The organism is Micromonospora sp. BS32 (assembly GCF_059089345.1).
This window is the reverse complement of the sequence record NZ_JBSSHR010000014.1, coordinates 1-14,053: the sequence shown is the minus strand read 5'-3', so window position 1 is coordinate 14,053 and position 14,053 is coordinate 1. Positions and strand designations below refer to the sequence as shown.

General features: G+C 72.1%; 13 protein-coding genes. 10 read left to right on the top strand and 3 right to left on the bottom strand.

Annotated features, from left to right (window positions below):
• Positions 1–167 precede the first annotated feature (167 nt).
• The 7 genes from rpsB (at position 168) to AC5RWQ_RS20475 (ending at position 7,675) form a co-directional block, all read left to right on the top strand.
• Positions 168–1,097 carry a 30S ribosomal protein S2 gene (gene rpsB, locus AC5RWQ_RS20505; RefSeq protein ID WP_494284320.1) on the top strand — a complete coding sequence of 310 codons (930 nt, stop codon included), beginning with the start codon at positions 168–170 and terminating at the stop codon, positions 1,095–1,097.
• Between the two features lie 134 nt (positions 1,098–1,231).
• Positions 1,232–2,059, top strand: a complete 828-nt coding sequence (tsf, locus tag AC5RWQ_RS20500) for a translation elongation factor Ts (RefSeq protein ID WP_494284319.1) — start codon at positions 1,232–1,234, stop codon at positions 2,057–2,059.
• Between the two features lie 162 nt (positions 2,060–2,221).
• Positions 2,222–2,989, top strand: a complete 768-nt coding sequence (gene pyrH, locus AC5RWQ_RS20495) for a UMP kinase (protein ID WP_334482755.1) — start codon at positions 2,222–2,224, stop codon at positions 2,987–2,989.
• An 80-nt stretch (positions 2,990–3,069) separates the two neighbouring features.
• Positions 3,070–3,627, top strand: a complete 558-nt coding sequence (frr, locus tag AC5RWQ_RS20490; protein WP_334482752.1) for a ribosome recycling factor — start codon at positions 3,070–3,072, stop codon at positions 3,625–3,627.
• A 296-nt stretch (positions 3,628–3,923) separates the two neighbouring features.
• Positions 3,924–5,315, top strand: coding sequence for a phosphatidate cytidylyltransferase (locus tag AC5RWQ_RS20485; protein WP_494284434.1), 1,392 nt, complete (start codon positions 3,924–3,926; stop codon positions 5,313–5,315).
• Between the two features lie 104 nt (positions 5,316–5,419).
• Entirely contained in the window at positions 5,420–6,571 is a 1,152-nt protein-coding gene (gene rlmN / locus AC5RWQ_RS20480) for a dual-specificity RNA methyltransferase RlmN (RefSeq protein ID WP_494284318.1), read from the top strand.
• 21 nt (positions 6,572–6,592) lie between these two features.
• Entirely contained in the window at positions 6,593–7,675 is a 1,083-nt protein-coding gene (locus tag AC5RWQ_RS20475; RefSeq protein ID WP_494284317.1) for a DivIVA domain-containing protein, read from the top strand.
• A gap of 75 nt (positions 7,676–7,750) precedes the next feature.
• Here AC5RWQ_RS20475 and AC5RWQ_RS20470 read toward each other — a convergent pair whose 3' ends face one another.
• Entirely contained in the window at positions 7,751–7,975 is a 225-nt protein-coding gene (locus AC5RWQ_RS20470; protein WP_334482744.1) for a DUF2631 domain-containing protein, read from the bottom strand.
• A 418-nt stretch (positions 7,976–8,393) separates the two neighbouring features.
• Between AC5RWQ_RS20470 and AC5RWQ_RS20465 the strand changes: the two genes are divergently transcribed.
• Positions 8,394–9,974 (top strand): Rieske 2Fe-2S domain-containing protein, encoded by a 1,581-nt coding sequence (locus AC5RWQ_RS20465; RefSeq protein ID WP_494284316.1) that lies wholly within the window; start codon positions 8,394–8,396, stop codon positions 9,972–9,974.
• Positions 9,975–10,084: 110 nt separating this feature from the next.
• Positions 10,085–10,732: a TMEM175 family protein gene (locus tag AC5RWQ_RS20460; RefSeq protein ID WP_494284433.1), complete on the top strand. Its 648-nt coding sequence runs from the start codon at positions 10,085–10,087 to the stop codon at positions 10,730–10,732.
• On the opposite strand, the gene AC5RWQ_RS20455 is transcribed toward AC5RWQ_RS20460, so the two are convergent.
• Both AC5RWQ_RS20455 and AC5RWQ_RS20450 read right to left on the bottom strand, forming a co-directional pair.
• Entirely contained in the window at positions 10,713–12,317 is a 1,605-nt protein-coding gene (locus tag AC5RWQ_RS20455; RefSeq protein ID WP_494284315.1) for a phytoene desaturase family protein, read from the bottom strand. The two genes, AC5RWQ_RS20460 and AC5RWQ_RS20455, sit on opposite strands and share 20 nt — an antisense overlap.
• A 42-nt stretch (positions 12,318–12,359) precedes the next feature.
• Entirely contained in the window at positions 12,360–13,199 is an 840-nt protein-coding gene (locus AC5RWQ_RS20450; RefSeq protein WP_494284314.1) for a YhjD/YihY/BrkB family envelope integrity protein, read from the bottom strand.
• 51 nt (positions 13,200–13,250) lie between these two features.
• Here AC5RWQ_RS20450 and AC5RWQ_RS20445 point away from each other — a divergent pair, with 51 nt between their 5' ends.
• Positions 13,251–13,796 carry a GNAT family N-acetyltransferase gene (locus AC5RWQ_RS20445; RefSeq protein WP_494284313.1) on the top strand — a complete coding sequence of 182 codons (546 nt, stop codon included), beginning with the start codon at positions 13,251–13,253 and terminating at the stop codon, positions 13,794–13,796.
• The last annotated feature ends 257 nt before the right edge of the window (positions 13,797–14,053 follow it).

Here is a 14,053-nt window from a genome sequence, read left to right as displayed (position 1 = left end):
GACCGCCTCGCGCGGTCGACCTCGCGCGCCCTCTCCACGATTCCTCGTGGGGCGACGGCCTCCCTGGTCCCGATCTTGGTCGGGCCCACCCTGGCCGGCGACCAGGCGCCAGGACGCGCGGCCACCGGCCGGGCGTGACAACCAGGGATCTTGAGGAGTACCCCACCATGGCCGTCGTGACCATGCGTCAGCTGCTGGAGAGCGGTGTCCACTTCGGGCACCAGACCCGGCGCTGGAACCCGAAGATGAAGCGCTTCATCATGACGGAGCGCAACGGCATCTACATCATCGACCTGCGCCAGACCCTCGACTACATCGAGAAGGCGTACGACTACGTGCGGAACACCGTCGCCGAGGGTGGCAGCATCCTCTTCGTCGGCACGAAGAAGCAGGCCCAGGAGGCCATCGCCGAGCAGGCGACCCGGGTGGGCCAGCCGTACGTCAACCACCGCTGGCTCGGCGGCATGCTGACCAACTTCCAGACGGTGTACAAGCGCCTTCAGCGGATGAAGGAGCTGGAGGCCCTGGGTGACCTGAGCGGCACCGCGGCCGGTTACACCAAGAAGGAGACCCTGCAGCTCTCCCGCGAGAAGATCAAGCTCACCAAGACCCTCGGTGGTCTGCGGGACATGCAGAAGCTCCCGGCCGCGGTCTGGATCGTCGACACCAAGAAGGAGCACATCGCCGTCGACGAGGCCCGCAAGCTGGGCATCCCGGTGATCGCGGTGCTCGACACCAACTGCGACCCGGACGAGGTCGACTTCCCGATCCCGGGCAACGACGACGCGATCCGCTCGGCCGAGTTGCTGACCAGGGTCGTGGCCGCCGCCGTCGCCGACGGTCTGATCGCCCGCTCCGGCCGTCGCCGCGGTGGCGACGAGAAGCCCGAGCCGGGCCAGGTCGGCGCCGACGAGCCGCTGACCGAGTGGGAGCGCGAGCTGCTCGAGGAGCCGGCGAAGAAGGCCGGCGAGCAGAAGCCCGCCGCTGCCGCTGCCGAGCAGCCGGCCGCGACCGAGCAGCCGGCCGCGACCGAGCAGCCCGCCGCGACCGAGCAGCCCGCCGCGACCGAGCAGCCGGCCGCCGCCGCCGCGGAGTGACCGCACGCCGTCTCCCCGCCGCCCGGCTGACCCGGGCGGCGGGGAGCGGCGGGTACGCCGGGCACATTCGGCCGCGTTCCGGGTAACCGGCACCTCAGACCATCCACCGCAGTTCCGACATCGAAGAGAGAGTCATGTCCAACTTCACCGCCGCGGACGTCAAGAAGCTCCGCGACCTCACCGGCGCCGGCATGATGGACTGCAAGAAGGCGCTGACCGAGGCCGAGGGCGACTTCGACAAGGCCGTCGAGATCCTGCGTGTCAAGGGCGCCAAGGACGTCGGCAAGCGGGCCGGCCGCACCGCCGCCAACGGCCTCGTCGCCCACTCCGGCAAGGCCCTGCTGGAGCTCAACTGCGAGACCGACTTCGTCGCCAAGACCGAGGCGTTCGTCGCCCTGGCCCAGCAGTTGGTCGAGCACGGCGAGCGCAGCGGCGTCACCAACGCCGAGGAGCTGCTCGCCTCGGAGCTGGACGGCAAGACCGTCGCCGACCTGGTCCAGGAGCAGTCCGCCAAGATCGGCGAGAAGCTGGTGCTCAACCGCTTCGCCAAGCTCGACGGCAACGTCGCGGTCTACCTGCACCGCAAGAGCCAGGACCTGCCGCCGGCCGTCGGCGTGCTGGTGGAGTACGCCGGCAAGACCGACGAGGCCGGTGACGCCGACGCTCGCGCCGCCGCCATGCAGATCGCCGCCATGCGCCCGAAGTACCTCACCCGCGACGAGGTGCCGGGCGAGGTCGTCGAGTCCGAGCGGCGCATCGCCGAGCAGACCGCCCGCGAGGAGAACAAGCCCGAGGCGGCGCTGCCGAAGATCGTCGAGGGCCGGGTCAACGCCTTCTTCAAGGACTACGTCCTGCTCGAGCAGTCGTCGGTGGCCGACAACAAGAAGACCGTGAAGCAGATGCTGGCCGAGGCCGGTATCGAGGTGACCCGCTTCCTGCGGTTCGAGGTCGGCCAGGCCTGAGCCGCCGGGCCGGGCGCCTGAGGCGCCCGCTGGGCACGCAACGGAGGACGAGGAGGTCGCTGGTGTACGTGACAGGCACCGCGGCCTCCTCGTCACATAGGGTCGGCAGCGGCAGGTATGCGGTACGCGGCACGCTGGACGTGCGCGGAGAGGGCGGGGCGGATGACGCAGGTTGTGAGTGACCGGAGCCTGGAATCGGACGACCCGACGGCGCCGCCCCCCGGGCGGGCCCGCCGGGTGGTGCTGAAGCTTTCCGGTGAGGTCTTCGGCGGCGGCGCGATCGGCGTCGACCCGGACGTCGTGCAGGCCATCGCCCGGCAGATCGCCACCGTGGTCCGCCGCGGCGTGCAGGTATCCGTGGTGGTCGGCGGCGGCAACTTCTTCCGGGGCGCCGAGCTGCAGAAACGCGGCATGGACCGGGCCCGGGCCGACTACATGGGCATGCTCGGCACGGTGATGAACTGCCTGGCGCTCCAGGACTTCCTGGAAAAGGAGGGCATCGAGACCCGCGTGCAGAGCGCGATCACGATGGCCCAGGTCGCCGAGCCGTACATCCCGCTGCGGGCGATCCGGCACCTGGAGAAGGGCCGCGTGGTGATCTTCGGCGCGGGCGCCGGGATGCCGTACTTCTCCACCGACACCGTGGCCGCCCAGCGGGCGCTGGAGATCCGCGCCGACGTGGTGCTGATGAGCAAGAACGGCGTGGACGGCGTCTACAGCGCCGACCCGCGGATCGACCCGACGGCGAGCAAGTTCGACTCGATCACCTTCTCCGAGGTGCTGCGCCGCAACCTGCGGGTGGCCGACGCCGCGGCGTTCAGCCTCTGCATGGAGAACGGCCTGCCGATGCTGGTCTTCGGCGCCCAGGGCGACGACACGATCATCCGGGCTGTCGGCGGCGAAAAGATCGGCACCCTGATCACCGCCTGACCGCCCCGCCGACCGCCGCAGCGGTCCTCCGACGACACCAGCAGAGCCCACGACGAGCACAGAAGGAGGCGAGGAGACCGGTGATCGACGACACCCTCCTCGAGGCCGAGGAGAAGATGGAGCGTGCCATCGAGCACGCCAAGGAAGAGTTCGGCGCCATCCGCACCGGTCGCGCCAACGCCGCCATGTTCTCCAAGGTCATCATCGACTACTACGGCACCCCCACCCCGCTGCCCCAGATGGCGTCCATCGGCGTACCCGAGCCTCGCATGGTGATCATCAAGCCGTACGACAACTCGCAGATCAACGCCATGGAAAAGGCGATCCGCGACTCGGACCTCGGGGTGAACCCGAACAACGAGGGCAACCAGCTGCGCATCCTGCTCCCGCAGATGACGGAGGAGCGGCGCCGCGAGATGATCAAGGTGGCCCGGCACAAGGGCGAGGAAGCCAAGGTCGCCGTCCGCAACATCCGGCGCAAGGGCAAGGAAGAGCTGGACCGCCTCGTCAAGGACGGGGAGGTCGGCGAGGACGACGGCCGCCGCGCGGAGAAGGAACTGGACGACGTGACCCAGCGCTACGTCGCCACCGTCGACGAGCTGGTCAAGCACAAGGAAGCCGAGCTGCTCGAGGTGTAGTCACCCGGACGGAGCGCTCCGTCGGGACGTCACGAGGCCCGCCCCCGGACCGGGGAGCGGGCCTCGCGTCGTCGGGACCACCGATCTGGCCGGCACCGGGCGCCGGTGCGCCCTCGTCCGCCCTGCCGGGACGGCGGGTGCAGTAGGCTCGGCACGATTCCCGGCCACCGTGCGGTGAACGGCGGGGATCGGTCGGCCGACGGGCCGGTCAACCGGACGGAACAGTCACGCCTGTAGGGGATGGTCTTGGTCTTGCGTCATGTGGTCGAACTCGTACCGCTGCCGTTCGGTGCGTGATGTCCCACCTTGACCCCTACGGCGGCACCGAGCCTCGCGGCTGGGACCGGCCGGACCGTCCGGACCGGCCGTCGGCGCTGCCCTGGCCGGAGCATGACGTCGAGCCGTGGACCCGGCAGTCCGGCCCGGACCTCTACGCCGGCCCGCAGGCTCGCCCCCGCCCGCACGCGCACCGCCCCGACCGGCCCGACGTCGACCCGTACGACGGCCCGCGGTACGACGGCCCGCGGTACGACGGCCCGCGGTACGACGGCCCGCGGTACGACGGCCCGCGGTACGACGGCCCGCGGTACGACGGCCCGCGGTACGACGGCCCTTCGGGACCGGACGACCGGTACGACCGGGCCCGGGCCCGCGACGACGACCGGTACGACCGCGCTCCCGCGCGCCCCTTGCGTGACGACGAGGTAGCCACCTCGCAGTTCGCCGCGGCCCGCGACGACGACCTGCCGACCAGCCAGTTCCCCCCGGTCCGCGCGGAACGCGAGCCGGAGCCGGAGCCGCCGACCGGCCGCCGGCAGCGCGGGCGACGCCGGGCCAGCGCCGACCGGCCCGCCACGAAGCAGGCCGCCACCGGCCGGGCCGGCCGCAACCTGCCCGCCGCGATCGGGGTGGGGGTCGGCCTCGGCGCCGCGATCCTGGTGCCGCTCTTCTTCTACCTGCCGGGCTTCCTCGCGGTGCTGACCGTCGCGGTCGCCGTGGGCATCTGGGAGATGGCCCGCGCGGTCCGCCGCAGCGGCGCCCACCCGCCGCTGGTCCCGCTGATCGCCGGTGGGGTGCTCACCGTCGGTCTGGCCTGGTTCGCCGGGCCGGACGCGCTCAGCCTCGGCCTGCTGGTCACCGTGCTCGGCACGATGATCTGGCGGCTGGGTGACGGGCCCGCCGGGTTCCAGCGGGACATGACCGCCGTCGCCCTGATCGCCGTCTACGTGCCGTTCCTCGCCGGGTTCGCGGCGCTGCTCGCGGCGGCCCCCGGCGACGGCCGGCTGCGACTGCTGGTCACCCTGGTCGCGGTGGTGCTCTCGGACACCGGCGGGTACGCCGCCGGGGTGTCCTTCGGCAAGCACCCGATGGCCCCGTCGATCAGCCCGAAGAAGTCCTGGGAGGGCTTCGCCGGCTCGGTCACCGCGGCGGCCGTCGGCAGCGCCGTGCTGATCTGGCTGCTCTTCGACGTGGCGCCGTGGTGGGGCGCGCTGTTCGGCCTGGCGGTCTCGGTCGCGGCGGTCCTCGGCGACCTCGCCGAGTCGATGATCAAGCGCGATCTCGGCGTGAAGGACATGAGCAACCTGCTTCCCGGGCACGGCGGCCTGATGGACCGGCTGGACTCGATCCTCTTCGCCGTCCCGACCGCCTACCTGCTGCTGGCGGTCTTCGTGCCGGTGGTGGGATGAGGCATGAATCACCGCCGGTCACCCGCCCGGTCCGCCCGGTGGCGGCCGATTCGGCACCTCCGGACAGCGGCGTCCGCCATTCGGCGTGACAGACTGGACCCGCCATGACGAGCCTGCCTGTGATCCCCGTAGACCCTGACGCCCCGGGGCGTCGGCCCGCGATGCCGCCGCGCCACCTCGCCGACCTGGACCTGACGGGCCGGCAGGCGCTCGTGACCGAGCTGGGCGAGCCCGCCTTCCGCGCGAAGCAGGTCTCCAACCACTACTTCGGGCGCCTGGTGCGGGATCCGGAGCAGATGACGGACCTGCCCGCGGCCACCCGCGAGCGGCTCGCCGGGGCGCTGCTGCCCACCCTGCTCAACCCGGTACGCGAGCTGGCCTGCGACGACGGCGCCACCCGCAAGGCGCTCTGGCGGCTGCACGACGGCGCGCTGGTGGAGAGCGTGCTGATGGGCTACCCGGATCGGGTCACCGTCTGCATCTCCAGCCAGGCTGGCTGCGGCATGGCCTGCCCGTTCTGTGCCACCGGCCAGGCCGGGCTGACCCGCAACCTGTCCACCGCCGAGATCGTCGACCAGGCGGTCTACCTCGCCGGCGTCGCCGCCTCCGGAGCGGTGGCCGGTTCCCCGCCGCGGTTGTCGCACGTGGTCTTCATGGGCATGGGCGAGCCGCTGGCGAACTACGCGCGGGTCGTCGCGGCGATCCGTCGGCTGGTCACGCCGGCCCCCGAGGGGCTCGGCCTTTCGCAGCGGCACATCACCGTTTCCACGGTCGGCCTGGTTCCGGCCATCCGCCGACTGGCCAGCGAAGACCTCTCAGTGACCCTTGCGCTGTCGCTGCACGCGCCCGATGATGATCTGCGCGACGAACTCGTGCCGGTCAACCAGCGCTGGAAGGTAGCCGAGGTGCTGGACGCAGCGTGGGACTACGCAGCCCGGACGGGGCGCCGCGTGTCGATCGAGTACGCGATGATCAAGGACGTGAACGACCAGCCGTGGCGAGCCGACCTGCTCGGGCGGCTGCTGGCCGGGAGGTTGGCCCACGTGAACCTCATCCCGCTCAACCCGACACCCGGCAGCCGCTGGGACGCGAGCGCCAAGCCGGTCGAGCGGGAGTTCGTCCGGCGGCTGCGCGAGGCCGGGGTGTCCACCACGGTGCGTGACACCCGCGGGCGTGAGATCGATGGTGCGTGCGGGCAGTTGGCCGCCGCCACGGACAGGGACACCGACGCGCCGCGCGGGCGTGACCGGGCGTAGCGAACGAGACCAGGAGACATAGTGGCGAGTCAGGGTCAGCGTTTCCGGCGTAAGGCGCTCCGCCGGGGATACAAGGTCGACGAGGTGGACGCCTTCCTGGACCGGGTCGAGGCGACACTCGCCGGCCAGCCGGTCGGCGCGCCCGTGGCCTCCCAGGAGGTCCACGACGTCGTCTTCCGGGTTCGCTTCAACGGTTACGACGAGTGGCAGGTCGACCTGCACCTGGACCGGGTCGAGCGGCAGCTCGCCGAGCTGGAGGAGCGCGGTGGCCTCGGTGGCCGCGGGGGCGACCCGCGCAGCGCCGACCGGCTCGGCCCGCCGATGCGCGACGATCACCGGGGGCTGTCTCCCGTACCGCAGCCGCTGCCGCCGCGCGCGATGCCGGCCCAGGCCGGCCCGCCGGACCGCTACGGCAACCGCTACGACGAGCCCACCGGCGCGTTCGCCGGCGGATACGACGCCCCCCGGGGTGGCTACGACGCGCCGCGCGGCCCGGCCGGGCCCGGCGGGCCGGGGCCGATGGGTCCGGGCGGGATGGGCCACGGTGGGCCGCAGCGCGGCCTGCCCGCCGGTCCGGGCGGCTACGGGCAGGAGCCCGGCGGCTACGGCCAGGAGCAGGGCGGCTACGGCCAGGAGGAGCCGCGGTTCGACGGCTTCGAGGCCGGCCGGCACGGTCGGACCGACATGACCGCCGAGATCCGGATGCCGGAGCGGGAGCGCGACATGCGTGGCCGTGGCCCGGCCGGTCCGCCGCAGGCGCTGGGCGGCCCGCCGATGGGTGGTCCGCCGCCGATGGCCGGCCCGCCGGTCGGTGGTCCGCCGATGGTCGGCCCCCCGATGGCCGGTCCGCCCGGCAGCGAGCTCTACCGGGTCGACCAGATCCGCCGCAGCTTCCAGGTGCGCCGCTTCGGCAGCGGGTACGACCCGGACCAGGTCGACCGGTTCTTCGAGACCCTGCTCGGCGGCATGCAGGGGCGCAACCCGATGCCGGTGAACCCGAAGGACCTGGACACCCTGCGCTTCGGCCTGGTGCCCGGCGGTTACTTCGAGGCCGAGGTCGACGCCGCGCTCAAGGACGTGCAGGACATCCTCTTCGGTCGCTGATCCCGTACGCACGAGGGCCCGCCCCCTGATCGGGGGCGGGCCCTCGTGCATGTCCCGCGCGGTGCGCCGGTCGGATCAGGAGCGCAGGCCGTTGCGGCGCAGCACCGCGTCGGCCCCGACGATGGTCAGCAGCACCACGGCGAACCCGATCAGCCAGATGTCCTCGACCCTGCCCTCGTGGTTGCCGCAGAGCGCCATGACCACCAACACCACCGCCGACAGCACCGCGCCGATGCGCCCCGACTTGCGGTGCCCGGGCTTGTGCTGATCTGGCGCGGTTACCGGCTCGCTTCCTGCCACTGTCGGTCCTTCCCTCGCGATCGGATCTCCGGTTAGTCTGGCACGCCCCGTGCCGGGCCCGGCGCAGGGTCCGACCGGATGGGGGAGCGGATGAGCCGCGCCGACGACCGTGAGCTGCTCAAGACGGCGTACGAGGCGTGGGAGGCGGAAGACTGGCCGGTCGCTGCCTAGCTGCTGGAACGGCTGGTGCGCCGGCACCCGGACCTGCCGCCGTCCGGCGTTCTGGAACCTGGGCATCGCGGCGACGTGCGCGCCCCAGCGGCGGAGCTGGTCGGAGCTCAGCCGGGCCTGAGCGCCCGGGCCGTTGGACCTGTCTTCGGGTGGCCGGAACGCTCTACCGGCGTCGCGGGGCGGTGGTCAGACTGCCTCCGGTAGCGTTCTGACGTACACCTTGATTGTCGTTTTGAGGGGGACTGCGGTGCGAGTGACCGGTACGGGACATGCCAGCATGCGGATCGACACGGCCGCGGGCAGCATCCTGTGCGACCCGTGGGTCAATCCGGCCTACTTCGCCTCCTGGTTCCCGTTTCCCGACAACTCCCTGCTCGACTGGGAGGCGCTGGGCCAGGTCGACTACCTGTACGTGTCGCACCTGCACCGGGACCACTTCGACGCGAAGCAGCTGCGCGAGTTCGTCTCCAAGGACGCCACTGTCCTGCTCCCCGAGTTCCCCACCTCGGAGATGGAGGACGAGCTGCGGGAGCTGGGCTTCACGAAGTTCCTCAGGGCGCCGAACGAGCAGGTCGTGGAGCTGCCCGGCGGCCTGAAGATCATGATTCAGGCGCTGACCAGCCCGACCGACGGCCCGATCGGCGACTCCTCGCTCTGGGTGGAGTACGACGGGGTCCGGCTGCTCAACCAGAACGACGCCCGCCCGACCGACCTGGGCGTCTTCGCCGAGCTGGGCCACGTGCACGCGCACCTGCTCCAGTTCTCCGGCGCGATCTGGTACCCGATGGTCTACGAGCTGCCGCAGTCGGCGAAGACCGCGTTCGGCAAGCAGAAGCGGGAACGGCAGTTCGACCGCACCTGGCGCTACATCGACGACCTGAAGGCCGACCACGTCTTCCCGATCGCCGGCCCGCCCTGCTTCCTCGACGACGACCTGTGGCAGTTCAACGACATCCACGGCGACGAGGGGAACATCTTCCCCGACCAGTCGGTCTTCCTCGCCGAGTACGCCAAGGTCGGCGGCACCAACGGCATCGTGCTGCTGCCGGGCAGCATCGCCGAGGTGACCACGGAGGGCGCGACCACCACCCACCCGGTGCCGGTGCAGGAGTTCTTCGCGAACAAGGTCGCGCACCTGGAGGAGATGCGGGAGCGCAAGCGCCCGATCATCGAGGCGGAGAAGGTGTCCTGGCGGCACCCCGAGGTGGACGTCCTCGGCGAGATGAAGCGCCGGATCGAGCCGCTGCTCGACGAGTCCATCTACCTGGCCAAGGGCGTCGGCGGCCCGGTCCGCTTCGACCTGGTCGGCTACGACGGTGAGAGCGTCGAGTCGATCGTGGTGGACTTCCCGGGCAAGGAGGTCCGGCCGTACGCGGACGAGAAGGTCCGCTACCGGTTCCGGACCGAGCGGGCGCTGATCGAGCACCTGCTGCACATCGGCGAGGTGGACTGGGTCAACTCGCTCTTCCTGTCCTGCCGCTTCTCGGCGGCCCGGATCGGCCAGTACAACGAGTTCGTCTACGCCTTCTTCAAGTGCCTGTCCGAGGAGCGTCTCCAGTACGCCGAGGGCTGGTACGACGAGCACGAGCGGAGCAGCGACGCCGAGGACATCACCCTGGGCGACTGGGTGGTGCAGCGCCGCTGCCCGCACCTGAAGGCGGACCTGACCCGGTTCGGCATCGTCGACGGCGACCAGCTCACCTGCCAGCTGCACGGCTGGAAGTTCGACCTGCCCAGCGGCCGCTGCCTGACCAGCGTGGGCCACAAGGTCCGCGCCCACCGGGTGGACGCGGACACCCCGGCCCCCGCCGGGGAGGCGCTCAGCTGAGTTTCCTCACGCACGCCGTCCCCGCCGGGTGACCATGAGGTCGGAAGGGGGGCGGCGTGACGGGGGCGGGCACGGGGGAGAAGCAGTACCGCTACGGGCGGGACCGGGAGATGACCCGGGACGCCTCCCGGGTGGAGACGTTCAGCGACGGGGTCTTCGCGGTCGTGCTGACGGTGATGGCCGTCGAGCTGCTCCAGAACGGCCCGGCCCGGGAGAGCGGGAGGGAGCTCCCCGACGCCCTCGCCCACGCCTGGCCGACCTACCTGGCGTACGTGATCACCTTCGGGATCGCCGGCCAGATCTGGCTCGGCCACCACAACATGTGGCGGTACGTGGTCCGGGTGGATCAGGTGCTGTTGGTGTTCAACCTGCTCGTGCTGCTCTTCGTGGCCGCGATCCCGTTCACCGCCGACCTGCTCTCGGACAACCTGCGCGGTAGCGCGACCGAGCAGCGGCTGACCGCCGCCCTCTACCTCGGCACCGTGCTCGGTGAGTCGCTCTTCTTCAACCTGAGCTGGTGGTGGGCCCGGCAGCGGCGTCTGCTCCACCCCGACCTGGATCCCCAGCTGGCCCGGGCGGTCTCGCGGCGACTGCTGGTGCGCCCGCTGCTCTACCTGATCGCCTTCGCCTTCGTCTTCGTCGACCCGATCCTCAGCCTGCTCCTCTACCTGCTGCTCGTCGGCCTCTCCCTCGTCCGCCGCCCCGGCGACCTGCCCCCCGCCGGGGCCGGCGGCGAGGTCAGCGACCGAGGTCGGTGAGGATGCGCCGGGCGGCGTTGTGGCCGGCGGCGCCGATGACGCTGCCGGCGGGGTGGCAGCCGGCGCTGCCCGCGTAGACGCCGTCGATGCCGGTGGCGTACGGCATCCGGTCGGTGAACGAGACCGTGTTGTCGACGTGGTGGATGTGCCCGCCGCTGATGCCGAAGTGCGCCTCGATGCCGGGCGGCGGCAGCGGCACCGCGTCGGCGATCAGGTCACCGGTGCCCGGGGCGTACCGCTCGCAGATCTCGATCAGGCGTGAGACGTAGCCCGGGAGCGCCTCGTCCCAGGTGGTGCCCGCCAGCTCGTACGGGACGGACTGGACGAAGAGCGCCGACGAGTGGTGCCCGGCCGGGTCGGAGAGCGACGGGTCGACGGTGGTGTGCAGGTACCACTCGATGGTCGGCTCCTCGGGCAGCCGCCCGGCCTGCACGTCCGCCCACATGGCCCGCAGCGCGGCCATCGGCGACTCGCCGCCGCCCGCCCCGACCAGCGAGGCCGAGCCGGGGAGCAGGTGGATGGTGGAGCCGAACGGGCTCGGCGCCCCCTCGGGCAGGCAGGAGAAGCGGGGCAGCCCGGTCAGCGCCAGGTTGAGCTTGAGCGTCGTGCCGGGGCGGCGGACCGCCGCCATCCGCTCGCCGAGCGGCGCCGGCAGCGCGCCGTCGGGCAGCAGGTCCATCAGCCGGTACGGGTCGCAGGCGCCCAGCACCACCCGGGCGGCCACCTCTCGCCCGTCCGCCAGCACCACGCCGCTCGCCGCACCGCCGTCCAGGGTGATCGCGCTGACCGGCGTACCCGTGAGGATCTTCGCCCCGGCGGACCGGGCGGCGTCGGCGAAGGTCCGCGAGACGGTGCCCATGCCGCCCTCGGCGATCATCCAGGTGCCGTCCGCGCCCGGCAGCCGGCACATGTTGTGCACCAGGAAGTTGTGCCCGGTGCCGGGGTCGTCCGGGCCGGCGTTCAGTCCGGAGAGTCCGTCGGTGACCGCGTACATGCTGACCAGCAGCTCGGAGCGGAACTCGAATCGGGCCAGGTAGTCGGCGACCGAACCGCGAACCAGGTCGACGAAGGCCTGCCGCAGCTCCGGGCGGACGTAGCGCTCGGCGGTCTGGTCCACCGGCAGCGGCTCGGCCAGCCAGGCCGGCGCCAGGTCCGCGCGGACCTGCGCCAGCTCGGCCTGGAGCGCGTCGTCGGCGGCCGCGTCGGCGGGGGAGAAGAACTCCGCGAGCTGCCGCCGGGTGGCCGCGGTGTCGCTACCGAAGAGGAGGTACGGCGAACCGAGGCCGCCCGGGGTGGGCAGGAAGTAGTGCGGGTCGCGGCGCAGCACCGGGATGCGCACGTCGAGTGCGGCGAGCAGCTCCGGCGGCATCAGCCCGAGCAGGTACGACCCGGTGGAGTGGCGCAGCTCGGGCACCTTCGGGAAGGGGTTCTCGGTGCGGGTCGCGCCGCCGATCACCTCGGCGGCCTCCAGCACCAGCACGTCCAGCCCGGCCCGGGCCAGCAGGATCGCGGACACCAGCCCGTTGTGCCCGGACCCGACGATTACCACGTCGGCGCGGGACGGCAGCTCACTCGCTTCGCTCATGCCCGGGCAGCCTAGTGCCGCGAAGCGGCCGGCGGGAGGGAGTCAGGCACCGGCCGCCCGGATGCCCCGCCAACGGGACAGGGCGAGGGTGGCGGAATAGCCGGCGAGCACGATCACGTGGAACAGGTAGAGCCAGAGCAGCACCGCCACGCCGCCGCCGATCGGGTCGAACCCGCCGAACGGGGCGCCGAGGTCCAGCGGCAGCGAGCAGAACAGCACGAACCCGTGCAGGAAGCCGGAGAGGTTCGCCGCGGTGAACGACCCCACCGCCAGCGTCGACAGCCAGTCCGGCGAGGCGGGCCCGACCACCCGGAACACCCACATCAGCACCGGGGTGAGCACCAGCCACACCCCCAGGAACGACAGGACCACGCCGAGCGCGCCGATCCAGCCTCCCTGGCGGACCAGCCGGGTGGTGGTGGGCAGCGCGATCAGGATCGACAGCAGCAGCGCGGGGGCCGGGGCGAGGATCGGCAGCAGCAGCAACCGGCCCCGCCAGCCGATCATCGACTCGTCCGGGTTGGGCGGGGTGGCGACGGAGACGAACGCGCGACGCAGCCCTTCGCCGTAGAGCGACGCGGGCAGCAGCGAGGCCAGCGCCAGCAGCGGGGTCAACTGCACCCCGGCGGCGACCAGCGCGTCCACCGCGCGGGGGGCGCCGATCGCGCTCGGCAGCGTGTCGACGGCGTACGAGGTGAGCCGGCGGACCCGCTCGCCGCCGGCCAGCAGCGAGGTCAGCCAGATCGCCAGCAGCGCGACGGGCACCACGGCGATCGCCCCGTAGAAGGTGATCGCGGCGGCGTGCAGCGAGAGGTCCCGGCCACGTACCGGCCGGAGCGCGGCGCTGGTGATCCGCTTCGTGCGCTGCCATGCGTCGCCCATCGCGGTCTCCTTCCCCCTCCCGGCCCGGGGCACGCATTACGATCCCGCGACATGACCGTGCTCACCACCGAGCGGCTGCGGCTGCGGGACTGGACCGACTCGCCCGAGGACCTGGGCCGGATCTTCGACATCTACTCCCGTACCGAGATCACCCGCTGGCTGGCCGCGTCCGGCCTGCCGCTGACCGACCCGGCCCAGGCCCTGGACCGGCTGGCAATCTGGCGGAAACGGCACGCCGGGCAGGGCGGCCGGTACGGCACCTGGGCGATGGAGGTCCGGGAGACCGGCCGGGTCGCCGGAACCCTGATCCTCAAGCCGCTGCCCGGCGCGGACGGGGTGACCGAGACCGCCGACATCGAGGTGGGGTGGCACCTGCACCCGGACTCCTGGGGCCACGGGTACGCCACCGAGGCGGCCCGGGCGGTGCTGGAGCGCGAGTTCGCCGCCGGCACCCCGCAGGTGTACGCGGTCGTCTCGCCCGGCAACGAACCGTCGATGGCGGTGGCCCGGCGGCTCGGCATGACCCACCTCGGCCGGCGCACCGAGTGGTACGGCGGCGAGGTGCTGGAGACCTTCGTCCGCCGGGCCGACGCCTGACGCCCGCCGCACTGCTGTGCCCACTGATCCTGCGGGCGCGGGTCCGGGCCAGCGCCTCCGCCGGATGGTCACGCAGGGTAGTGCCCACCCCCCGGAAATGCCGGGGAGCGATATGCCTGAGAGTCATATTTATGGGTCTTCTGCTGGGTTTGTGGGTCGGTGGTGGTCATCTGTTGGGTAGTTGGGGTCGGTGGCCGCCGAGGCTGAGCATGGCCAGGGCGATGAGGGCGTGGGGTGAGTGGAATCCGTAGGCCATG